Origin of the sequence: Rubrivirga aquatilis (genome assembly GCF_046845665.1) — a bacterium.
Taxonomy (GTDB): domain Bacteria; phylum Bacteroidota; class Rhodothermia; order Rhodothermales; family Rubricoccaceae; genus Rubrivirga.
Genome location: NZ_CP177355.1, coordinates 55634 through 77071, shown reverse-complemented (window position 1 = coordinate 77071; position 21438 = coordinate 55634). Strand labels below are relative to the sequence as shown.

Here is a 21438-nt window from a genome sequence, read left to right as displayed (position 1 = left end):
CGCTCCCCCGTTCGATGCCCCCCTTTCCCGCCCCCTTTTTTCGCTGGCGCCCCCACCCCTGGCACGGCCTGGACGCCGGTCCCGACGCCCCGCGCGTCGTGACGGCGTACGTCGAGATCACGCCGTTCGACTCGGTCAAGTACGAGCTCGACAAGGTGACCGGCTACACGCGTGTCGACCGCCCGCAGCGGAGCTCCGCCTCGCCGCCGACGCTCTACGGCTTTATCCCGCGGACGTACTGCGCCGACCGCGTGGCGGCCCTCTCCGGGCCCGAGGCCACGACGGGCGACCACGACCCGCTCGACATCTGCGTCGTCTCGGAGCGCCGGATCGACCGGGCCGACATCACGGTCGACTGCCGCGTCGTCGGCGGGCTCCAGATGATCGATGGGGGCGAGGCCGACGACAAGATCGTGGCCGTGCTCCGCAACGACTTGTTCTGGGGCGACGTCACCGAGATGGACCAGCTCCCACCGACGCTCATCGAGCGGCTGACCCACTACTTCTCCACCTACAAGATGGTGCCGGGCAACGCGTCCGAGGCCTCGATCGCCCGGACGTACGGCCGCGACCACGCCGAGCAGGTCGTCGAGGCCTCGCGCGCCGACTACCGCGACGAGTTCGAGGGGCCCGAATAGGGCAGGAGGCCTGAGGGAAGGGGGACGGGGCGGTCCCCTGTATCCTGCCTCTTGTCCCTTCCCCCTTGCCCCTTGTCTTTTCTGACCGCCCGCTGGGAGAGCCTGCTGCTGCTCAACTACGCCTGCCCGGCAGAGCTGCTGGCGCCGCTCGTGCCGGCTGGGACGGAGCTCGACCTGTGGCAGGGCGAGGCGCTCGTCAGCGTCGTCGGGTTCCTGTTCCGGGACACCCGGCTGCTCGGCGTGCCGGTCCCGTTCCACCGTCACTTCGAGGAGGTCAACCTGCGGTTCTACGTCACGCGTGAGGAGGGCGGTGAGACGCGCCGGGCGGTCGCGTTCGTGCGGGAGATCGTGCCGCGCCGCGCCATCGCGGCCGTCGCGCGGCTGGCGTACAACGAGCCCTATGTCGCCGCGCCGATGGACCACACCGTCGCCCTCGACCCCGAGGCCGGCGGGACGGTCGACTACCGCTGGAGGCACCGCGGCGAGCGGTTCACGTTGTCGGCGTCGGCGACCGGCCCGGCCGCCTTCGCCGAGCCGGACACGGAGGCCCGCTTCATCACGGAGCACTACTGGGGCTACACGCGCCAGCGCGACGGCGGGACCGTCGCATACCGCGTCGAGCACCCGTCGTGGCGGCTGTGGGGCGCCCACGATGCGGCGTTCACGGGCGACGCGTCGGCGCTCTACGGCCCGGCGCTCGCCGCGGTCGTGGCCGGGACGCCGCAGTCGGCGTTCCTGGCCGTGGGCAGCGAGGTGTCGGTGTCGCCGGGCCGGCGGATCGCGCTGGGCTAGGTTCGGAAGCGCTGCTCGTTCGCGGTGCGGGTCGCGAGCGACGGCGCGGCGGCGCGGGCGCTGGAGCTCCAGCTGAAGCGGGAGCTGACGCCGGTGCTCAACCCGTAGCGGTGCTCCGGCGCTACCGCCGCGTGAGGTCGATGGTCCACGTCGGCGCGGCGCGTGTACGCACGGACCTCGCGCGGCGCCCACGTCTCGCCGTCGTCGGTCGAGGTCTCGACGGTGATGGTGAAAGCGTCGTCCGCCATCTCGTACGTGACGCGCTCTTGTGTCAGCAGCGTCCCGCCGCCGCGACGGACGGCGGTGCGGAGCGCCAACACGTCCCTGTCGAGGTCGCCGTCGTAGACCTCGATGTGCTCGGTCTCGGAACGGCCCTCGCCTAGCGCCCACCGCTCGGGCCCGGGCGTGAAGACGAGGAACGACAGCGCGTGGTCGGTCCGGCCCTGCGCGGCGTCCTCCACGACCCGGCGCTCCTGGTAGGCGTAGCCACGGTTCATGTACGTGACTTCGGCCTGCCCCGTCGCCTGGTGCGTCGTCGAGTCCGTTGGGAACGTCGTGACGGCCACATCCCACGCGCCCAGGATCGGGCGGAGCGCGTCGAGGCGGTCGTCAGCGCGGGGGCTGGGCTCAGTCATGCCGCGTCCCTGGTCGTGGAGGCGCCCGTCGGTCTGGGTGGCGGCGGGGACGGCGAGGACCGCAACGAGGAGGACCCAACAACGCACGGGCGCGGGAGGGATGTGCTGGAGGGTAGTCCGCAAGCCGTTGGAGAACAAGGCACGATCCCACTCGCCGCGGTCCGCGCCCCTCCTGTCGCTCCGCTCCCGGACCGAGACGATGACTACGTCGCCCACAGGATCGCGGCGAGTGAGGCGCCTGCGACGGCCGCCCACAGGAGGACACCGTGCACCAACGGACGCACGCCGACGGTCCGGAGCGTCGCGCGGCTCAGCCCGGCGCCGATGAGGAACAGCGTGAGCACGAGTCCCTGCTTCGCGAGCGCCACGAGCGCGCCGTAGACCGGCGTCCAGGCCGGGGCCGCCGCGACGACGGCGGACGCCAGCGCGAAGAGCCCGATGAACCACGGGAACGCGACCGTCACCTCGCCGCCCACGGTCCGGCGCCGCCGCCACGCCGCGATCAGCGCGAGCGGCACGATCCACAACGCGCGCGTGAGCTTGAGGACGGTCGCCTCGGCGAGCGCCTCGGGCCCGTAGCTCGCGGCGGCCCCGACGACCGACGACGTGTCGTGGATGGCGATGGCCGCCCACAGCGCGAACTGGTGCTGCGAGAGGTCGAGTGCGTGGCCGACGGCTGGAAAGACGTAGAGGGCGACGCCGTTGAGCAGGAAGACGGTCGCGAGCGAGACGCCCATGGCCTCGGCGCCCGCGCCCAACGCCGGCCCGAGCGCGGCGATCGCCGAGCCGCCGCAGATGGCCGTCCCGCCCGAGATCAGCGCGCCCGTCGTCGGCTCGACGCGCAGCAGCCGGCTCAGGACCAGCCCCAGGCCGAGCGCGAACGCGATCCCCAGCGCCGTCGCGCCGGCGCCCGCGCGGCCGACCGCCAGCACGGCCGGGAGCGACATCCCGAACCCGAGCCCGACGACGCACGCCTTCAATAGGGTCTTCGAGACGCGGCCGCTCATCGTCTCGAACGGGTTGCCGAGTGTCAGTCCGAGCACGGCGCCGACGCCCAGCGCGACAGCGGGCGACACGACGGGGAGCAGCGCGGCGGCGGCGAGCCCGAGAAACAGCGCCCGGTGCCACGCCTCGTGCGGCCGGAGTGGGCCGGGCGGGAGGACGGCGCCGAGCGGCGCGTCGTGGTCGGCTGTCGAGTCGGGCAGGGAAGAGGGGGCGAGCACGGAGCGGGGGGACGGGACTTCGAGGAAAGGGCTTCCCCGCTGCTGGCGGTTCCGGAACGAACGCGGAACGTTGGCCCATCCCGCAGGGAGGTGGACTCATCGGCCCCTCTCATGGCTTCCCCTCGCAAGATCGACGTGTGCCCCTCGGGCCGTCGCGGTCGGTGTCCACTCCATCCCCGCCGTCACGACCGACGGCGCGCGGGAGGTCCGCTGCACGAGCGGTGGCAACCCTGAGGCCGTGCTCCGCGCGCTGGCCGACGTCTGTCCCGGCGCCGGGCCGCGCACTGCGTGCCCCATCCTCGACCCGTCGCGCGGCGCGTAGACCTGCTCGTCGACGGCGCTACCGCCGCCCCGCCCGCAGCGTCCCAATTCCAAACAGCCCCGCGACGACGGCCAGCGCCAGTGCGATCCCCCCGTGCCCGCCCGCGAACGCCGCGTACGCGATCCCGCCCGACCCCACAGCGCCGACGGCGTACGCCAGCCCGCGGACCGAGCGCGCGAGCCGGTCGGTGGCCGCCACCACGGCCGGGTCCGAGACCGCGAGCCCGCCCGACTCGGTGTCGGCGAGCACCCGGTCGATCCGCGTCGGCAGGCCCAGCAGGACGCGGCCGGCCGACAGCACCTCGCCCCACAGCGCCGTGCCGACGGCGCGCGTGGCGTCCTTCGTCAGCGGCCGGATGTAGGGCTCGATGACGGTGAGCGGGTTGATGTCGGGCGCGAGCCCGCCGCACAGGCCGATGAGAAGGAGGGCCGTCCGCTCCAGCAGGATCCAGTCGCGGGGGACGCGGAAGGCGCTGGCGAGATCGCGCACCGAGAGGCCGACGTCGCCCATCTGCCGGAACATGTCCTGCTTCTGCGACAGCGCCGTTTCGAACGACAGGTCACCCAGGCGGAAGGCGCGCGGGTCGAGGTTGTGGAACAACTCCTCGTGGGCGCTCTCCATAAACTGGATCACCGCCGCCGTCGCCTGCGTGGTGTCGCCGTCGGAGACGAAGCCCATCGTGCCGAGCGCGGCCATCACGCGCGGGGTGTCGCGGCTGAGCACGCCGACGATCATCTCCGCCAGCCCGGTCTGCATCGGGGGCGTGAGCCGGGCGACGGCGCCAAAGTCGAGGAAGACGAGCTCGAAGCCGTCGGGCTGCGTCGCGTCCGGCACGACCAGCAGGTTGCCCGCGTGGGGGTCGGCGTGGTAGAGCCCGTCGCGGAAGATCATCGCGCCATACGCGTCCAGGATCCGAGCCGCGAGCGCCATCCGGTCGATGCCCGCCGCGTCGAGAGCGGCAAAATCGCCGGCCTTGATCCCGTCGACGTAGTCGGTCGTCAACACGCGCCGCGACGACCGCTCAGGCACGACGGCGGGGGCCGAGACGCCAGGCCCGAGCGCGGGTGCGATCTCGACCATGTTCTGGGCCTCCTGCGCGAAGTCGAGCTCGGACAGGATGACGGCCTCGATCTCGCGGAACTGCTCGCGGAGCCCCCGGATGCCGAAAAACCGGCCGACCGCGCGCAGGATCGTCTCGATGGCGTGCAGGTCGAGCCGGGCGATCGCCTCGATGTCGGCGTGCTGCACCTTGACGGCCACCTCGCGCCCGTCCGCCAGCCGCGCGCGGTGGACCTGCGCTAGCGAGGCGCTCGCGACGGGCAACGTGTCGAAGCGGGTGAACAGGGTGGCGACGGGCCCGCCCAGCTCGGACTCAATGCGGGCCCGGGCGGCCGCGGGCGGCCCGGCGGGCACGCGGTCCTGCAGGCCCTCCAGCTCGATCCGGAAGGGCTCGGGCAACAGGTTCGTCAGCGCGCTGCCCAGCTGGCCCGCCTTGATAAACAGGCCCCGGAGCTTCAAGATGGAACGGCGGACGCGACGGCCGTTTCGGGCGTGGAGCGCGGGGCGTCGACGGGCGGCCCACCGACGGCCCCGGATGCGGCTCGCGATCTCGAAGACGAGGTAGCTGGCGGCGACGCGGAGCGCGGCGGCGTACGCTCGGAGCACGCGGAAGCGGCGCCGCGCGGGCGCGGCCGTCTCAATGGCCACCGCCAGCGGCGTCGGAGTAGCCGGGATCGGCGCCGGGGCTGGAGCAGGGGGCGTCGCCAGCCCATCGCCGTGGGCCGCGACGGTCACCTCGATATCGGGGACGGCGGGCCGGTCCGCCAGCGCGGCGGGGTCGGTCGGGGGCACGGGGGGGGCGGTCGGCACCGGGCCTCTACGGCCCTGGTCGCGTAGAAGTGTCCGGCCCGGTCATTTCCTCGCACCCCGCGCCGCGTCTGGCCGTAGGGCCTGGCCTCGTTCCGACCCCTCGCCATGCTCGCCCGACCCCTCGCTCTGCTCCGTTTCGAAGGGCTCGCCATCGCCGCCGTCGCTGTGTGGGGCTTTGCCGCGACCGGCGCCAGCTGGTGGCTGTTCGCCGCGCTCGCACTGGCGCCTGACCTCGCGATGATCGGCTATGCCGCCGGCCCCCGCGTCGGGGCACAGGCCTACAACGCGGTCCACACCTACGCTGGGCCGGTCGCGCTGGCGGCCGCCGCGGCGCTGGCGGGCTGGGCGTGGGGGGCGCCCATCGCGCTCGTTTGGGCCGCGCACATTGGCCTCGACCGCGCGCTCGGCTACGGCCTCAAGCACGCCGTCGGCTTCCGCCAGACGCACCTCGGAACGGTCGGTCGCGATCCGATGTAGCGGCGTACCGTGCGGTCCGCCCCTGCCGCTATGCCTGACCTCCCGCCCGGCGTCGCCCGCACCCCCGACGCCCGCTTCGACGCCCTCGCCGACTGGCCGTACGCTCCGCAGTACGTCACGCTCGAGGACCCGCCCGGCGCTCCGGGCCCGCTCCGCCTGCACGTCGTGGACGAGGGCCCGCGCGACGCGCCGATCGTCCTGATGCTCCACGGCGAGCCGTCGTGGGCCTACCTCTACCGGACGATGATCCCGGACCTGGTGGCCGCCGGGCTCCGCGCCGTCACGTTCGACTTCCCCGGCTTCGGGCGCAGCGACAAGCCGACCGAGATCGGCGCCTACAGCTACGCGCTCCACCGCGCGGCGCTTCTCCGCGTCGTCGAGGCGCTCGACCTGCGCGACGTGACGTTGGTCGTGCAGGACTGGGGTGGGCTCATGGGGCTCAGCGTCGGCGCGCTCGACGTCCCCGACCGCATCGCCCGGCTCGTCGTCATGAACACGTTCCTGCCGACCGGCGGCCGGACGAGCCCGGCGTTCCGCGTCTGGAAGCTGGCGGCGCGGCTGCTGGGTCGCCGCCTGCCCGTCGGGCGGCTGATGAAGCTGGCGCTGCCCGCGCATCGCGCCGACGCGGTGCCCGGATACCAAGCGCCGTTTCCGTCGACTGAGTTCAAAGCGGGCGCCGCTGCGTGGCCGCTCTTGGTCCCCACGAGCCCCGGTGGCCCGGTCGCCGAGGTGATGGCCCGGACGCGCGCCGCGCTGGCGGAGTGGCGCAAGCCGGCGCTGCTCGTCTGGTCGCCCTCGGACCCCATCCTGGGCGCCGCCGCTCCGTTCTTCGAGCGGCTGATCCCGACCGCCGGCCCCGCCGTCACGGTCCGCGGCGGGCACTTTCTGCAGGACGCCAGCGGGCCCGAGATCGCGGACCACGTCGTGGGCTTCGTCCGGTCGACACCTGTCGGGGAAGACCTCTAAGTGCTCCGCCGGGCGGAACTGGCGGCGACGCCACGCGGTCAGGAGGGAGAACCCCCGATGCCTCCCATGCGCTTGCTGCCCCTCCTCCTCGCCGCCCTGCTCGCGTCGGCGTGCACCGCCCAGCCCACCGGCACCCGTCTTGACGAGGTGATGACCGAGGCCGGACCCGCCGCCGTCTACGAGGTCGCCACCGGGCTCGACCACCCGTGGGGCATGGCCTTCCTGCCCGACGGCCGGATGCTGGTCACCGAGCGGCCCGGCACGCTGCGAATCGTGAGCCCGGACGGCACCGTCTCGCCGCCCGTCGCGGGCACGCCGAGCGTCTACGGCCAGCGCCAGGGCGGCCTGCTCGACGTCGCGCTCGACCCCGACTTCGAGACGACCGGCTACGTCTACCTCACCTACGCCCGGCCCGGCCCGAACGGCGCGTCGGCCACGGCCGTCGGCCGGGGGCGGATGGTCGACGACGCCATCGAGGGCTTCGAGCCGCTCTTCACCCAGGAGCCGTGGTTCGACAACGGCCTGCACTTTGGCTCGCGCATCGCCTTCTCGCCCGACGGGCACCTCTTCGTCTCGACCGGCGAGCGCTTCCAGTTCGACCCCGCCCAGGATCTGTCGACGCACATGGGCAAGGTGATCCGCCTGATGCGCGACGGCTCCGTCCCGGCCGACAACCCATTCGTCGACGACCCCGACGCGGCCGACGAAATCTGGAGCTACGGCCACCGCAACGTCCAGAGCCTCGGGTTCGACCCGGCGACGGGCGTGCTGTGGGAGGCCGAGTTCGGCCCGCTCGGCGGCGACGAGCTCAACGTCCTCACGCCGGGCACCAACTACGGCTGGCCCATCGTGAGCTGGGGCATCAACTACGACGGCACGACGATCCCCGACCCGCCGACGCGCCCGGACCTCACCGACGCCGAGGCCCACTGGAGCCCCGTCATCTCGCCCTCCGGCCTCACCTTCTACTCCGGCGACGCCTTCCCCGAGTGGGCGGGCAGCCTCTTCCTGGGCAGCTTGTCCCGCGAGGGCGTCGTGCGCGTCGCCGTCGACGGCGACACGGTGACGGGCCAGGAGATCATCCCGCTCGGCACGCGCATCCGCGACGTGGAGATGGGCCCGGACGGCTATCTCTACATGCTGACCGACAAGACCGACGGCGCCGTCTGGCGGCTCGCGCCCTACGCCCAGGGCGAGTAGCCCGCCGCTCCGCCTCGACTCCGCCCGCCTCGGCCCGTGCCGGGGCGGGCTCGTTTTGACCCCGCCCGCATGCGCCGCCTGCTCCCGCTCCTCGCCGCCCTGGCGCTCCCCGCCGCCGCGCAAGCCCCCGACACGCTGCGCCTCGACGCCGTCGAGGTGACGGCGGCGCCGTTCGCCCTCGCGCCCGACCGCGCGCCGTTCGCGCTCGCGGTCCGCCAGCGGGGCGCCGTGGAGCTGGCGACCGACCCCGGCACGGCGCTCGACGCCGTCGCTCGCGGCCTGCCCGGCCTGTGGATCTCGGACCGCGGCAATCCCTCGACCGGCGAGCGCGTGCTCGTCCGCGGGCTGGGCTGGCGGGCGGCGTTCGGCGTGCGCGGCACGCACGTGTTGCTCGACGGCGTCCCGCTGACCCTCGCCGACGGGCAGGGCCAGCTCAACGTCATCGAGCCGGCGCTCGTCGACCGCGTCGAGGTCCTGCGCGGCCCGGCGTCGACGTTCTGGGGCAGCGGCTCGGCGGGCGTGCTGGCGGTGTCGACGACGCAATCGGGCCCGCGCGTGCGGGCCCGGGCGCTCGGCGGCGCGTACGGGCTGGCAAAGGGCGAGATCGCCGTCCGGCCCGACGCGGGCGACCGGGCGCGCGTGTTGGCGTGGGGCTCGGCGCTGTCCCAGCGCGGCTTCCGCGAGCAGGCGTCGAACGAGGCGTACCGGGGCGGCGCGACGGCGGCGGTCGATCTCGGCGACGGGCAGACCCTCGGGCTCGTCGGGCTGGGCGCGTTCGTGCCGCGCGCGGAGTCGCCGGGCGGGATCACGGCCGACCAAGCCGCCGACGACCCGCGTCAGGTGCGCGACGTGTCGATCTCGCAAGACGCCCGCAAGCGGCTCGCGCAAGGCCACCTCGCGGCCTCGTACAGTCGCCCGGCCTTCGGCGACGCCCGCGTCCGGATCACGGCGAACGCGGCGGGGCGGACGCTCGACAACCCCATCGTCCCCCGCTACATCACGCTCGACCGGGTCTCGGGCAGCCTGCGGGCGGTGATCGAACGGACGCGGCCCGACGCGATTGGCTGGGCCGTCGGCATCGAACAGGAGGCCCAGCGCGACGACCGGCTGGAGCGCGACAACGACGGCGGCCAGCCGGGCACGACGGTGCTCACGGACCAAGTCGAGACGGTGCTCGCGAACGCCGCCTTCGGCCAGCTCTCCGTGCCGCTGACGCCCGCCCTCATCGCCACGGTCGGCGGGCGTGTCGACCTGCTGGCGTACCGCGCGGACCCGGCCGACGGGCCCGCCGAGACGATCCGGCTGAGCGCCGCCAGCCCGTCCGTTGGGCTCGCGTACCGGACGCGTGGCGCCACGGTGTACGCGAATGCCGCCGGGGCGCTCGACGCGCCGACGACGACCGAGCTCGGCAACCGCGCCGACGGCGCGAGCGGCTTCAACCCGGACCTCTCGCCCGAGCGGACGTGGGGCGGCGAGGTCGGCGTCCGCGCCAGCCGGCCGGTGGCCGGTGGCCGCGTGGGGCTCGACGCGGCTGTGTTCGCGGCCGTCGCCCGCGACTTGCTGCTGCCCGTCGAGATCGACGACGTGACGTTCTTCCGCAACGAGGGCCGCGCCAGGCACCGGGGCGTCGAGTTGGCACTGAGCGCCGACGGCGTGCGCCTCGGCCCCGGCCAGTTCGATGGTGCGGTCGCGCTCACCGCCGCGAGCGGCGAGTTTTTGTCCGGCCCCGCCGACAGCGAGACGCCCGAGGGCAATCGCGTCCCCGGCTTCCCGCCCCGGCTCGCGACGTGGACGGCGACGTGGACCGCGTCCGGCCCGCTCGCGCTGGCGGTCGGGATCGACGGCGAGGCGGCGGCGGCGTACGCCGCCGACAGCGCGAACGAGTTGGAGACCGACGCCTACGCGGTCGTCCACCTCCGGCTGGCGCTCGTCGGCGTCGCCATTGGTTCTGCGCGAGCGACGCCGTTCGTGACCGTCCGCAACGTCGGCGACGCGGCGTACGCCGGCTCGGTCGTGGTCAACGCGTTTGGCGGGCGGTTCGTGGAGCCCGCGCCGGGGCGGCACCTCGCGGCGGGCGTGTCGGTGACGCTCCCGTAGGGGCGACTCGCAATACGCCCCTACTCTCCCCGAACCCGTCCGAACGCCGCGCGCGAGCCGAGCGCGACGGCCGCCGCCAGCGCCACCAGCAGCGCGAACGACACGCGCAGCCCGGCCGCCTCGGCGACAAACCCCAGCACGGGCGGCCCCGCCAAGAACCCGAGGTAGCCCGCGCTCGCGACCGCCGCGATCCCGACGCCAGGCGGGAGGGGCGCTCGCGACGCGGCCCGAAACAGGGCTGGCACGACGGCGGCCATCCCCAGTCCGACGAGTCCGAACCCGACGACGGCAAGCGGCACGGCGGGCGCCCCCACGACCGTCGCCAGCCCGACGGCGCCGAGCCCGGCCCCCCAGCGGACGACGCGGGCGTCGCCCCAGCGGTCGGTCAGGGTGTCGGCGCCGAACCTCGCACCGGCCATGCACGCCGAGAACGCGGCGAACCCGAGCGCGGCGACGGCCGGCGACGCCGTCAGCACCTCGCGCATAAAGACGGCGCCCCAGTCAGCCACGGCTCCCTCGACGATCAGGCCGCAGACCGCGAGCGCGGCCAGCCCGGCCGCCGGGCCCGTCGGCCACGCCACCACCGGGCCGTCGCCGCCAGCCGCCGACACACTCGGCTCCCACGCGCGCAGGCCCTGCACGAGCGCGGCGCCGGCGAAGACGACCCCGCTCGCGCCAAAGTGGAGCCCGAGCGGCACGGCCGCCGCCGCCGCCAGCGCCCCGAGTCCCGCGCCGACCATTCCGCCCAGGCTGAACAGCCCGTGGCACGCGCCCAGGATCGTCGCCCCGTCGGCGGTCTCGACCTCGGCGGCCCACGCGTTCATCGCTACATCCAGGAGCCCGCTTGCGAGCCCCAGCCCGACGAGCGCGAGCCCCAGCGACCCGAACCCGCTCGCCAGCCCTGGCCCCACGACGACGGCCGCGAAGACGGCCAGCGCCGCCAGCGTCACCCGGTGCGCCCCCCACCGCGCCACCAGCGGTCCCGCCGCCGAGGCCGACACGACGAGCCCGACCGCCAGCCCCAGCAGCGCCAGCCCCAGCGCGCCCTCGCCCAGCCCGGTCTGTGCCTGGATCTCGGGGATGCGCGACGCCCACGTCCCGTAGAGCACGCCGTTCGCCCAAAACGGCGCGGCGGCGGACCGGCGACGCGGGGTGCGGACGACCGCCGGGAACGTCATCGGTCGGCGATAAACGCGGTGCGCTGGGCGCGGAGATCGGACCACAGCGCGTCCGGCACGATTGCCTCGATGGCCTCCGCGATCGGGCCGGGGTGCCGGTCGTCCGGGCCCCGCGCGTCGTTGTGGATCGTCGGTTGGCGGTCGCCGTCGGTGAGGGGCAGGCGCCAGTGGCTCCCGCCGATGGTGCGGCGCTCGGGGCGCGTCCACTCGTCCCACACGCCGGCCGCGTCGAGCGCGGCCCGGAGCGTGTCGCGGGTGTCCGAGCGCAGGGTGAACGTGGCGTCGAAGACCGGCGCGCTGCCATACCCGGCCTTGATCCACGCGCGCCCGTCGACGCCGTCGAGGTCGACGCCGCGCTTGTAGTGGCCCGGCGGCGGGATCGAGCCCTCGGTCCAGGTGTAACGAAGCGTCATCGGTCGGCGCGGGCGAGCGTGGCGGTGTGCGGGGAGGGCACGGACGGGGTGCGCGTGGAGGATAGAGCGGGGACGGTGGCGCGGGCGGGACGGCTGACGCAAGCGGAGACCCCTCGCCTGCCGGCCGCCCCCTCATCCGAAGGGGGCTTCTTCGGTTGTGCTGCTCTGCGCGTCGTCGACCCCGGCCCCGCTCGCGGAGTCCCCTCTCCCCAAGAGGCGCTCCGCTATCCTCCCGTCCCCACACCCCGCCGTCGCCCGTGCTCCCGTCCCAGCGCTCGCTCTTCTCGCTCCCCGACGGTCTCCACTACCTCAATGGCGCCTACCAGAGCCCGCTCCTCAAGGCGGGCGAAGCAGCTGGCATCGCGGGCGTCCGCGCCAAGAACGACCCGTCGGCGGTCACCCCCGCCGATTTTTTCGAGCCTGCCGACCGCTGCCGCCAGCGGTTCGCCGACCTCGTCGACGGCGACGCCGCGCAGGTGGCGCTCGTCCCTGCGGCGTCCTACGCGATGGCGACCGTCGCGCAGAACCTCGCCGTCGAGGCGGGGCAGACGCTGGTCGTGCTGGCGGAGCAGTTCCCGAGTCACGTCTACCCCTGGCGCCGGCTGGCCGACGAGTCCGGCGCGACGGTCGCGACGGTCTCCCCGCCAGCGCCCTTGGGCACGCCCGGGCGGGGGGGCGAGTGGAACGCCCGCCTGCGGGCGGCGATCGGGCCCGAGACCGCACTCGTCGCCGTCCCCCACGTCCACTGGGCCGATGGGACCGTGTTCGATCTCGTGGCGGTCGGCGTGCGGTGCCGCGAGGTCGGCGCGGCGCTCGTGGTCGACGGGACGCAGTCGGTCGGCGCGCTCCCGTTCTCGGTCGCCGAGGTCCGGCCGGACGCGCTGGCGTGCGCGGGCTACAAGTGGCTGCTCGGGCCCTACACGTCGGGCTGCCTGTGGCTCGGCGAGCGCTTTCTGAATGGCCGGCCGCTCGAAGAAAACTGGATCGGCCGCGCGGGTAGCGATCAGTTCTCAGGCCTTACCGACTACCAAGACGCCTACGCCCCCGGCGCCGCCCGCTTCGACGTGGGCGAGCGGTCGAGCCCCATCCTGCTCCCGATGCTGACGGCCGGGCTGGAGCAGATCCTGGCCTGGGGCGTGCCCGCGATCCAGGCGCGGTGCCGGATGCTGGCGGACCGGATCGTGTCGGGCGCAGCTGAGGTCGGGTACCGGGCCGAGGCGGCCGAGCACCGCGCCGGCCACCTGTTCGGGCTGGCGCCGCCCGCCGGGACCGACCTCGACGCGGTCCGCCAGTCGCTCGCGGCTCGCAACGTGTCGGTGTCCGTGCGCGGCGCCGCGCTCCGCGTCTCGCCGCACGTCTACAACGACGAGGCCGACGCCGAGGCCCTGCTGGCGGCGCTGGCGGAGGCGTAGCGGCTGCGAGCTAGCGAACGAGGCGATTGGCAGGACGGCCGGTGAAGGGCGGGGACGAGGGAGCCACGCGGGCCGCTCGCACCGAACCGTGTGAGGTGTGCCGGGTACCTTCCCGCCCCTCTCCTCCGCACCCCGATGGCGACCCTCGCAGGCAAGACGATCTTCCTCACCGGCGGCAGCCGTGGCATCGGCCGGGCGATCGCGCTCCGCGCCGCTCGCGACGGCGCGAACGTGGCCATCGCGTCCAAGACGGCGGAGCCGCATCCCAAGCTCCCTGGCACCATCCACTCCGTCGCCGCCGAGATCGAGGAGGCCGGCGGGCACGCCCTCGCGCTCCAGGTCGACGCTCGGGACGAGGACCGCGTCGCCGAGGCGATTGCCGAGACGGCCGAGCGCTTTGGCGGCATCGACATCGTGATCAACAACGCCAGCGCCATCCACCTCGCGGACACCGAGAACACGCCGATGAAGCGCTACGACCTGATGCAGCAGGTCAACGCCCGGGCGACGTACTGCGTGACGCAAGCGGCCCTCCCGCACCTCAAGGCGAGCGCCAAGGCCGGGCGCAACCCGCACGTGATGGCGCTCAGCCCGCCGCTCAACCTCGACCCGCGCTGGTTCGAGGGCCACGTGGCCTATACGATCTCGAAGTACGGCATGTCGATGTGCATTCTCGGCTGGGGCCAAGAGTTCAAGGCGTACGGCATCGCCGCGAACGCGCTGTGGCCGCGCACGACGATCGCCACGGCGGCCGTCCGCTACGCGCTCGGCGGGCAGGCGATGATCGACATGAGCCGGACGCCCGACATCATGGCCGACGCCGCGCACGCCGTGCTGACGAAGCCGTCGACGGAGACGGGCCACTTCTACATCGACGACGAGGTGCTGGCGGAGATTGGCGTCACCGACCTCTCGGGCTACGCCGTGACCCCGGGCGCGACCGAGTTCATGCCGGACCTCTTCCTCTAGGTGAGACCGTCGAACGTGCGACGTTGAACGTTTTTCAGCTCTCGGCCTCCGACCCTTCCACGTTTCACCTCGCACGTTGAACATCCAGCCTGTCCGCCTCGAAGCCGACTCGGACCGCCAGCAGCTTACCGTCGGGTGGGCCGACGGCCACGTCTCGACATACTCGTACGAGGGCTTGCGCCGCGCCTGCCCATGCGCCGAGTGCCGGGGCGGGCACGGGCAGATGGCCGAGCCCATCGACCCGGTCGTCTTCGAGCTGCCGTCGCTGATGACCTACGAGATCGAGGAGCTGCGTCCGGCGGGCCACTACGCGCTCCAGGTCGTGTGGGGCGACGGCCACGGCTCGGGCCTCTTCCGCTGGGAGATCCTGCGCGGCTACGACCGGACGGCGCCCGCTAGCTGAGCAGGAGGGGCAGCGCGACGCCGGCCACCCAGAAGCCGACGAACGTGCCGAGCGCGGTCCCCAGCGAGCCGACGAGCACGGCGGGCAGGACGAGGTCGTCGCGGCCCAGGCTCCGCGCCAGCGCCAGCGCCGAGGTCCCCCCGCCGACGTTGGCTTGTGAGGTGACGGCGGCGATGGCGAGGTCGACCCGGAACGCGCGCGCGACGCCGAACACGACCGCCCCGTGGACGGCCACGGCAATCGACGTGAACGCGAGGAGCGTCAGGCCCAACTCACCCAGCCCGCGCAGGGCGACGACGTCGCAGTACGCGCCGACGACGGCCAGGAAGAGGTAGACGCCGAACATGCCGAGCAGGCGCGGGCCCCTCAGCCGGGCCACGACGGGGAGTTGCGCGAGCACGAGGGCCAGCACGGTCAGGATCAGGATGGAGGGGACCGCGAGCCCGGTCTCTGCGAGCGCGGCGGCGATTGCGTCGGAGAGCCACAGCGCGCCGAGGCCCAGGCCCAGCGCGAGCCCGAGGTCGAGCGGGTGCAGCGTCTCGGTGTCGTCCTCGATGCCGAGCAAGGGCCCCGCAGGCGATGGGTCGTCGCCGGAGAGTGTGTCGCTGGCGGCCGGCCGCGGCCACAGGGGGAGGAGCAGCCGAGGCAGGGCGAGGGTGGCCATGATCCAGACCGTCGTCACGATGTTGTCGACGGCGACGGCGCCCGCGAAGAGCGGCCCGTCGCGCATCACGTCGTAGCCGATGGCGACGGCGTTGAAGTTGAGGCTTCCACCGGTGTACGTCCCGGCGAACATCCCGCCGAGCGCGGCGAAGAGGGGCCCGACGGTCTCGGGCCCGCGCACGACCCACATCCCGACCAACACGCCCACGACGGTCGCCGCCGTGCCGACCAGGAACATCCCGACAACCGCCGGGCCCGCCCGGAGCACCGCGCGCAGGTCGACCGCGAGGAGCAACCACAGGATCGAGAGCGGCGCCAGCACGGAGAAGATGCCGTCGTAGACGGGCACCGGCGCCTCCGCCGTTGAGCCGGTCGGGAGCACGCCGAGGTTGGCGACGACAGCCGTCAGCAGGATCACCAGCAGCGCCGAGCCGACGTGGCGCGCGGGCGTCCTGCGGACGAGCCACTCGCTCAAGGCGACCAGACCACACAGCACGGCGGCGACGAACAGGCTGGAGATCGGCATCGGCGATGCGGAGCGGTACGATACCGCTAGCCTTCGGGGTGGCCTGAGGGACGCCTGGCCGGGAGTCGGGTGGAACCGGTCGGGCTCCAGAGCGGCGCCCCAAGTGGGGGGGGGACGGCTCGGCCACCGCGAGGGCATGGGGACGCTGCCGGCCCTGTTGGGGAAGCGGGGCCAGAAAGTCGGGGCACATTGTCCCCCCTTGTGTAACACCTTGCCCCCGAATCCGTTGGGAGACGCATGCTGTCTGTTAAAATAATAACACGCGGCCCTGCATCGTCATCGTCCAGGCCCATGGACCCTCTCTACACACTCGTCGCCGGAGGCGACGCGGCCTCCCGGAACCACGTAGCGGACTGCCTCAACCAATTCCCCGACGTCGCGGTCGTCGACGTCTGTGGGAGTACCCTGGCGGCGGCGCGGGCCCTGGCCACGCGACCGGTCCAGCTGCTGGTTCTCGATTCCGACTTGCCCCCGGACGGCGCGCGCGCTGCGCTCGAACGCATTGGGGAGGACGTGCCTCCAGCCGTCGTGGTCACGGGGGCCAGCGCTGGCGACGGGTTGTGGGCCTTCGGCGCCGGCGCCGTGGACTGTCTGGAGTCGCCGATCCACACGGACCGGCTGTTGACCGCTATCCACCGCGCGCGCGAGAGGGTCCAGCATCTCGAAGTCCGTCGGCACCGTGACGAGTTGCTGGCGCTGTTGGACGGCAGCGACCCCGCCCCGCCCCCCTCTACCAACGGGCATCCGTTGGTCGTCCGCTCTGGGAGCCAACTGGTGTTTCTCGACCCCAAGGACGTCGACTGGGTCGAGGCCAGTGGGGTCTACGTCAGCCTCCACTGCAACGGGACCTGTCACCTCCTGCGCGAAACGCTCCGCCATGTCGAGGAGCACCTGGACTCGGGCCACTTCGTCCGCATCCATCGGTCGACGATCATCAACGTCACCCGGGTGCGCCGGATCGTCCCGCACCTCAACGGAGGGGCCGTCGTGCTGCTGAAGGACGGGACGCAGCTGAAGATGAGCCGCAGCTACCGCGAGCGGATCAGCGCGACGCTGGGCTGAAAGACTGTTTGGGGAATGGCGCGAGCCCTCCAAGTACGTCCCCTCTCCCTCTGGGAGAGGGACAGGGTGAGGGGGCGCCATCCGATCACCGCCGTGTGGATTGGCTGGCGCCTTCCCTCCGGGGGCCCGCCTGCGCGGGGATGACTCGAAAGCGAGGGGTTGGCTTCCCCGAACAGTTTCTGATGAGGAGACAGTCACTGAGGATGAGGCGCGCGCGGGGTGGGCGACGCCTCACGACCGGGTCGCTGGCGCCTCGGTCGTGAGCCGGGCGAGGCGCTGGCGCACCTCGTCCGCGAGCGCCTCGTGCTCGGGCCCGGTCGCCAGCCGGAGGCACGCAGTGTAGTCAGACCGTGCGGCCTCCGGGTTGCCGGCCCGCTCGTGGAGCGCGCCGCGCGCCTCGTAGACCAGGGGGACGTTGGGGTCGGACCGGATCGAGGCGTCGAACCGTTCCAGAGCGATCGCGTCCTGTCCGAGGGCTTGGTACGCGAGCCCCTCCACGTGCAGCACGTCCGCGACGACGCCCTCCTGCGCGGTCACCGCCGCGAGGGAGGTCAGGGCGTCGGCGGGCCGGCCGAGCGCGAGCTGGGCGAGGCCCCGCCCGTACAGCGCGTCGGAGAAGGCCGGGTCGAGGCCGAGGGCCCGGTCGAAGTCCGCCAGCGCGGCCCGGAAGTCTCCGGCCAGCAGGTGCGCGCGGCCCCGGTTGGAGAACGTGAGCCCCAGCGTCGGGGTGAGCGCGGCCGCCCGGTCGTAGTCGGCGATCCCGCGGGCGATCTCGCCCTGGTCGACAAAGTGGGAGGCCCGGAGCTGGACGAAGTACCCCACCATCTCGCGCCGGGTCTGGGGGTGGAGGGCGGCCTGCGCGCCCCGCCCGGCCACCAGCGACGCGACCAGCCACTCGGGCCGCTCTTCGGGGACGGTCGTCTCCCAGAAGACGCGGTGGCGGCCGTCGTCCCACAGCACCATCGCGTGGCTGGGCATGAACACCGCGGAGAGGGGTAGGCCGAGCACGTCGGCGACCGTGAGGTACGTCGTGACCAGGACGTCGCAGTCGCACCGCCCTGTGGCCAGGGCCGCGCTGATCAGCCCGGTCCCCAGGTCGGTCGAGAGCTCCGGGCAGGCGAGCGACACCGCCTCGGCGACGGCGCCGAGCACGTCGCGCGGCGTCGCCGAGGACGGCGGGGGGCGGACGGCGTCGAGGACGCGCTGCAGGGCACGGGCGGCCGGAGCGATGTCGACGCCCGCCTCTTGCTCGACGGCGAGGGCCGCGAACCCGGTCGGCATCTGGATCAGCGTCTCCGTGTCCGGGGCCGGCGGATCGGGGGGCGTGGCGTGGACGGGGCGGGCGTGGAGGCTGGCGAGGGCGACGAGGACGGACGCGAGGAGGAGGGGGCGTGTCATGGGTCGGACCGGGAGGACATCATGCTCCCTTCACGGACGGGCGGCCCGTGAGGTACGCGCCGTGTTGCCAGCTGCAGCGGGGTGTTGCCAAGGGGCGGGCCGTCGTTGCGAACCCTCGGCGCCGGGGCCAACGCGGCGGGCAGGGCACGCCCGCGAGGCGGGGCGCGCGCGGGCATGGCGGGCCTAGTGCCCTCTCGCCGTGCGACTCGCATCGGCACGCCGGCCACTCGCGACACCGGCGCGCGGCGAGCAACAATCCCGCTAGAGATGGCTGCGACGCGCCCTAGGCTGAGGGGAATCCCCCTTCCGGACCCTCTCATGCGCCACGTCTTCTCTGCCCTCCTCGTCCTCGTGCTCGCCGGCGCCGTCGCCGCCCAGGGCACCATCCGGGGCACCGTCCTCGACGCCGCCAGCGGCGAGACCATCCCCGCCGCGAGCCTGCTCGTCCAAGAGCTGGGCCGGGGCGCGGCCTCGGACCTCGACGGCCAGTTCGAGATCACCGAGGTCCCCGCGGGGACCTACACGCTGGTCGCCACCTTCCTCGGGTACAGCCGCACGACGGTCCCCGTGACCGTCCGCGACGGCGACGTGTCCGTCGTGACGGTCTCGATGGCCGAGGACCGCCTGGGCCTCGACGAGGTCGTGGTGACGGGCCAGGGCGCGGCCGTCCAGACGCGCCGGCTCTCGACGACCGTCGAGGTCATCTCGCCCCGCCAGATCGAGGCGATGCCGGCGACGCGGCTCGACGAGCTGCTCCAGGCCCAGCTCCCGGGCGCCCAGGTCCGGTTCTCGTCCGGCCAGCCCGGCACGGCCTCGCTGATCCGCTCGCGCGGGCCGATCTCGGCGTTCTCGTCGACGACGCCGGTCATCTACGTCGACGGCGTCCGCGTCGACAACCTCAACACGGCCGCCGCGCTCGGCATCGACACCGGCGGCGCGCAGTCGAGCGCGATCCCCGACATCCCGATCGAGAACGTCGAGCGGATCGAGTTCATCAAGGGCGGCGCCGCGACGACGCTCTACGGGTCCGACGCGGCGAACGGCGTGATCCAGATCTTTACCAAGCGCGGGGTCGCGGGCCAGACGTCGCTGACGTACGAGGGCCAGGCCGGCTCCATCGTCGGCACCCGGGACTTCCTGAAGTACGACCAGACGGCCGACCTGCTCTACCGCGCCGGCCTGAGCCAGCAGCACCGCCTGAGCGGGAACGGCGGCGTGGCCGGGCTGACCTACAGCTTCGCCGGGTCGCTCTACGGCGACGACGGGTTCCGCGAGGGGAACCGCCAGGAGCAGTACGGCCTGCGGACGACCGTCGGCGGCCGCGTCTCGAACGCGCTCCAGTACGCGGGGAGCTTCGGGTTCACGGCGCTCAGCTTCGAGCGCGACGTGAACGCCAACAACGGGCTCGCCACCTTCGGGAGCCTCGAAGGCGGCCAGGAGGGCGACCTCACGACGCTCGACGCCGGCCAGCTCGCCGTCCTCGGCGACTCGATCCGGTCGCTCGTCTCGCTCTACGACTACACGGGCGACACGCGGCGCTTCCAGACCTCCCAGCAGCTCGACCTCACGCCGGGTCACGGCCTGGCGTTCAAGGGCGTCATCGGCCTCGACTACCGGGCGAGCACCGAGGAGGAGGTCCAGGGCCCGGCGTTCCTGACCGCCGCCGGCCTCCCACCCACCTCCAGCACGCTCATCCGCTCGCAGCGCCGCTTTCTCGGGCTGACGCTCGAGGCGACGGGCCAGCACCAGGGCGACCTCGGCGACTTCTCGTTCGTGAGCACGGTCGGCGGCCAGGTCTTCCGCGACGACGACCGCCAGGACGCGCTGACGGCGACCAACATCGCCGAGGGCTCGACGTCGCTCAACAACGCCGCCGACCAGACGGCGATCGACTTCAACCTGGTCGTCGCCAACTACGGCGTCTACGTCCAGGAGAACATCGGCTACCGCAACCGCTACTTCGTCGAGGGCGGCTTCCGGGCCGACGCCAACTCGGCGTTCGGCGACGAGATCGGCATCGTGGGCTACCCCAAGGTCGGCCTCGGCTACGTGCTCTCGTCCGAGCCGTTCTGGGAGGGCAGCCCGATCCTGCGGACGGTCGCGCCCTACGTGAAGCTGCGCGCCAACCTCGGCTTCGCCGGCAAATTCCCGACCCCGTTCGCCAACGACCGCCTGGTCACGGCCACGCCGTTCCTGGGCGAGATCGCCTACACCTACGGCCAGTTCGGCAACCCCGACCTGCGGCCCGAGCGCGTGCGGACGATCGAGGCGGGCGCGGACCTCGCCCTCAGCGGCGGCCGCCTGGGCTTGGAGGTCACCTACTTCAACGCCCGGACGGAGGACGCCCTTTTTACGGTCCCGTTCGTGCCGACCTCGGGGCGCGGCGCCCAGCTCTTCAACGTGGGCGAGATCCTGAACACGGGCTGGGAGCTCGCCGCCCAGGCCTTCGTGCTCGACGGGCGCGACGCCTCGCTCCGCCTCAACGCCTCGCTCAACACGCTGAGCAACGAGGTGGTCGACAACGGCGGGACGGCCCCATTCTCGGTCGGCGGGTTCACCTTCCTGGGCCAGTGGATCGAGGAGGGCCAGCCGGTCGGCTACCTCCGCGGCGACCGCCCGACGTTCGACGCCGAGGGCAACCTCGTCGACGTCGAGCGCGACGCGGTGCTCGGCAGCCCGCTCCCGGACCTGTTCGGGACGATCGGCCTCAACGCCCAGCTGTTCGGGCGCCTCGACCTGCTCGTCTCGGCCGACTACCAGGTCGGCGCCCAGGGCATCGCCGTCGACGACGTGCTCCGCTTTTTCGGTGGCGTCCAGGACGAGGACCGCTTCCCGACGGCGCCCGACGGCAGCATCCCCGCGCTCAGCCAGGGCTCGTTCTTCGACCTGGCCGGCGTCTGGGTCGAGGACACCGACTTCCTCAAAGTCCGCCTGATCTCGCTCGGCTATGACGTGCCGCCCCAGTGGTTCCGCAACCCCGTCGTGCGCTCGCTCTCGGTCGGCGTGCGCGCGGTGAACCCGTTCAACGTGGTGGCCTCGTCGTTCGACCCCGAGGTGACCGGCGACAACGGGCAGAGCGGGACGGGCGGCGTCCAGAACGGCGTCAACCTGGGCGTCTTCGGGTTCGGCACCGAGTCGCCGCCGCGCCAATTCCTGTTCAACCTCAAGGCCGGGTTCTGAGGCTCGCCGCCTCGG

The 21438-nt window shown here is 73.3% G+C and carries 18 protein-coding genes; 11 read left to right on the top strand and 7 right to left on the bottom strand.

Features of this window, described 5'->3' with window-relative positions; genetic code table 11:
- Positions 1-14: 14 nt before the first annotated feature.
- Positions 15-638 (top strand): inorganic pyrophosphatase, encoded by a 624-nt coding sequence (locus ACLII4_RS00310; protein ID WP_412068893.1) that lies wholly within the window; start codon positions 15-17, stop codon positions 636-638.
- Between the two features lie 72 nt (positions 639-710).
- Positions 711-1430 (top strand): YqjF family protein, encoded by a 720-nt coding sequence (locus ACLII4_RS00305; protein WP_412068892.1) that lies wholly within the window; start codon positions 711-713, stop codon positions 1428-1430.
- On the opposite strand, the gene ACLII4_RS00300 is transcribed toward ACLII4_RS00305, so the two are convergent.
- The 3 genes from ACLII4_RS00300 to ACLII4_RS00290 form a co-directional block, all read right to left on the bottom strand.
- Entirely contained in the window at positions 1427-2065 is a 639-nt protein-coding gene (locus ACLII4_RS00300; protein WP_412068891.1) for a hypothetical protein, read from the bottom strand. The genes ACLII4_RS00305 and ACLII4_RS00300 overlap by 4 nt on opposite strands.
- 203 nt (positions 2066-2268) lie before the next feature.
- The gene (locus ACLII4_RS00295) at positions 2269-3288 is read right to left on the bottom strand and encodes a YeiH family protein (RefSeq protein WP_412068890.1); all 1020 of its coding nucleotides are present in this window, start codon (positions 3286-3288) and stop codon (positions 2269-2271) included.
- A gap of 340 nt (positions 3289-3628) precedes the next feature.
- A complete protein-coding gene (locus ACLII4_RS00290; RefSeq protein WP_412068889.1) occupies positions 3629-5479 on the bottom strand; it encodes an ABC1 kinase family protein in 1851 nt (616 codons plus the stop codon).
- Positions 5480-5584: 105 nt separating this feature from the next.
- Here ACLII4_RS00290 and ACLII4_RS00285 point away from each other — a divergent pair, with 105 nt between their 5' ends.
- The 4 genes from ACLII4_RS00285 to ACLII4_RS00270 all read left to right on the top strand — a co-directional run bounded on the left by ACLII4_RS00285 (position 5585) and on the right by ACLII4_RS00270 (position 10219).
- Positions 5585-5956, top strand: a complete 372-nt coding sequence (locus ACLII4_RS00285) for a DUF4260 family protein (RefSeq protein ID WP_412068888.1) — start codon at positions 5585-5587, stop codon at positions 5954-5956.
- A gap of 30 nt (positions 5957-5986) precedes the next feature.
- Positions 5987-6922 carry a haloalkane dehalogenase gene (locus ACLII4_RS00280; RefSeq protein WP_412068887.1) on the top strand — a complete coding sequence of 312 codons (936 nt, stop codon included), beginning with the start codon at positions 5987-5989 and terminating at the stop codon, positions 6920-6922.
- Between the two features lie 66 nt (positions 6923-6988).
- A complete protein-coding gene (locus ACLII4_RS00275) occupies positions 6989-8122 on the top strand; it encodes a PQQ-dependent sugar dehydrogenase (RefSeq protein WP_412068886.1) in 1134 nt (377 codons plus the stop codon).
- 69 nt (positions 8123-8191) lie between these two features.
- Positions 8192-10219, top strand: a complete 2028-nt coding sequence (locus tag ACLII4_RS00270; RefSeq protein WP_412068885.1) for a TonB-dependent receptor — start codon at positions 8192-8194, stop codon at positions 10217-10219.
- A 20-nt stretch (positions 10220-10239) separates the two neighbouring features.
- Here ACLII4_RS00270 and ACLII4_RS00265 read toward each other — a convergent pair whose 3' ends face one another.
- Both ACLII4_RS00265 and ACLII4_RS00260 read right to left on the bottom strand, forming a co-directional pair.
- Complete coding sequence (locus ACLII4_RS00265; protein ID WP_412068884.1) at positions 10240-11397, bottom strand: MFS transporter; 1158 nt, start codon at positions 11395-11397, stop codon at positions 10240-10242.
- Positions 11394-11810 (bottom strand): hypothetical protein, encoded by a 417-nt coding sequence (locus ACLII4_RS00260; RefSeq protein WP_412068883.1) that lies wholly within the window; start codon positions 11808-11810, stop codon positions 11394-11396. Before ACLII4_RS00260 ends, ACLII4_RS00265 begins: the two co-directional genes overlap by 4 nt.
- Positions 11811-12067: 257 nt before the next feature.
- Between ACLII4_RS00260 and ACLII4_RS00255 the strand changes: the two genes are divergently transcribed.
- From ACLII4_RS00255 to ACLII4_RS00245, 3 genes are all read left to right on the top strand, one after another.
- Positions 12068-13222, top strand: coding sequence for an aminotransferase class V-fold PLP-dependent enzyme (locus ACLII4_RS00255; protein WP_412068882.1), 1155 nt, complete (start codon positions 12068-12070; stop codon positions 13220-13222).
- A gap of 135 nt (positions 13223-13357) precedes the next feature.
- Entirely contained in the window at positions 13358-14191 is an 834-nt protein-coding gene (locus ACLII4_RS00250) for an SDR family oxidoreductase (RefSeq protein WP_412068881.1), read from the top strand.
- Positions 14192-14267: 76 nt separating this feature from the next.
- Positions 14268-14594: a DUF971 domain-containing protein gene (locus ACLII4_RS00245; protein WP_412068880.1), complete on the top strand. Its 327-nt coding sequence runs from the start codon at positions 14268-14270 to the stop codon at positions 14592-14594.
- On the opposite strand, the gene ACLII4_RS00240 is transcribed toward ACLII4_RS00245, so the two are convergent.
- A complete protein-coding gene (locus tag ACLII4_RS00240; protein WP_412068879.1) occupies positions 14587-15783 on the bottom strand; it encodes a DUF819 domain-containing protein in 1197 nt (398 codons plus the stop codon). The two genes, ACLII4_RS00245 and ACLII4_RS00240, sit on opposite strands and share 8 nt — an antisense overlap.
- Before the next feature lie 291 nt (positions 15784-16074).
- Between ACLII4_RS00240 and ACLII4_RS00235 the strand changes: the two genes are divergently transcribed.
- Positions 16075-16845 carry a LytR/AlgR family response regulator transcription factor gene (locus tag ACLII4_RS00235; RefSeq protein ID WP_412068878.1) on the top strand — a complete coding sequence of 257 codons (771 nt, stop codon included), beginning with the start codon at positions 16075-16077 and terminating at the stop codon, positions 16843-16845.
- A 231-nt stretch (positions 16846-17076) separates the two neighbouring features.
- On the opposite strand, the gene ACLII4_RS00230 is transcribed toward ACLII4_RS00235, so the two are convergent.
- On the bottom strand, positions 17077-18243 hold the full coding sequence (locus ACLII4_RS00230; RefSeq protein WP_412068877.1) for a tetratricopeptide repeat protein: 1167 nt from the start codon (positions 18241-18243) through the stop codon (positions 17077-17079).
- Positions 18244-18561: 318 nt separating this feature from the next.
- On the opposite strand from ACLII4_RS00230, the gene ACLII4_RS00225 reads away from it, so the two are divergent.
- Positions 18562-21423 (top strand): TonB-dependent receptor domain-containing protein, encoded by a 2862-nt coding sequence (locus ACLII4_RS00225; protein ID WP_412068876.1) that lies wholly within the window; start codon positions 18562-18564, stop codon positions 21421-21423.
- Positions 21424-21438: the final 15 nt, after the last annotated feature.

Excerpts from the sequence above, each read along its gene's own strand:
- ACLII4_RS00310 (WP_412068893.1), top strand. The coding sequence starts at position 15 with ATGCCCCCCTTTCCCGCCCCCTTTTTTCGCTGGCGCCCCCACCCCTGG.
- ACLII4_RS00300 (WP_412068891.1), bottom strand. The coding sequence starts at position 2,065 with ATGACTGAGCCCAGCCCCCGCGCTGACGACCGCCTCGACGCGCTCCGC.
- ACLII4_RS00285 (WP_412068888.1), top strand. The coding sequence starts at position 5,585 with ATGCTCGCCCGACCCCTCGCTCTGCTCCGTTTCGAAGGGCTCGCCATC.
- ACLII4_RS00280 (WP_412068887.1), top strand. The coding sequence starts at position 5,987 with ATGCCTGACCTCCCGCCCGGCGTCGCCCGCACCCCCGACGCCCGCTTC.
- ACLII4_RS00275 (WP_412068886.1), top strand. The coding sequence starts at position 6,989 with ATGCGCTTGCTGCCCCTCCTCCTCGCCGCCCTGCTCGCGTCGGCGTGC.
- ACLII4_RS00270 (WP_412068885.1), top strand. The coding sequence starts at position 8,192 with ATGCGCCGCCTGCTCCCGCTCCTCGCCGCCCTGGCGCTCCCCGCCGCC.
- ACLII4_RS00265 (WP_412068884.1), bottom strand. The coding sequence starts at position 11,397 with ATGACGTTCCCGGCGGTCGTCCGCACCCCGCGTCGCCGGTCCGCCGCC.
- ACLII4_RS00260 (WP_412068883.1), bottom strand. The coding sequence starts at position 11,810 with ATGACGCTTCGTTACACCTGGACCGAGGGCTCGATCCCGCCGCCGGGC.
- ACLII4_RS00250 (WP_412068881.1), top strand. The coding sequence starts at position 13,358 with ATGGCGACCCTCGCAGGCAAGACGATCTTCCTCACCGGCGGCAGCCGT.
- ACLII4_RS00240 (WP_412068879.1), bottom strand. The coding sequence starts at position 15,783 with ATGCCGATCTCCAGCCTGTTCGTCGCCGCCGTGCTGTGTGGTCTGGTC.
- ACLII4_RS00235 (WP_412068878.1), top strand. The coding sequence starts at position 16,075 with ATGGACCCTCTCTACACACTCGTCGCCGGAGGCGACGCGGCCTCCCGG.
- ACLII4_RS00230 (WP_412068877.1), bottom strand. The coding sequence starts at position 18,243 with ATGACACGCCCCCTCCTCCTCGCGTCCGTCCTCGTCGCCCTCGCCAGC.
- ACLII4_RS00225 (WP_412068876.1), top strand. The coding sequence starts at position 18,562 with ATGCGCCACGTCTTCTCTGCCCTCCTCGTCCTCGTGCTCGCCGGCGCC.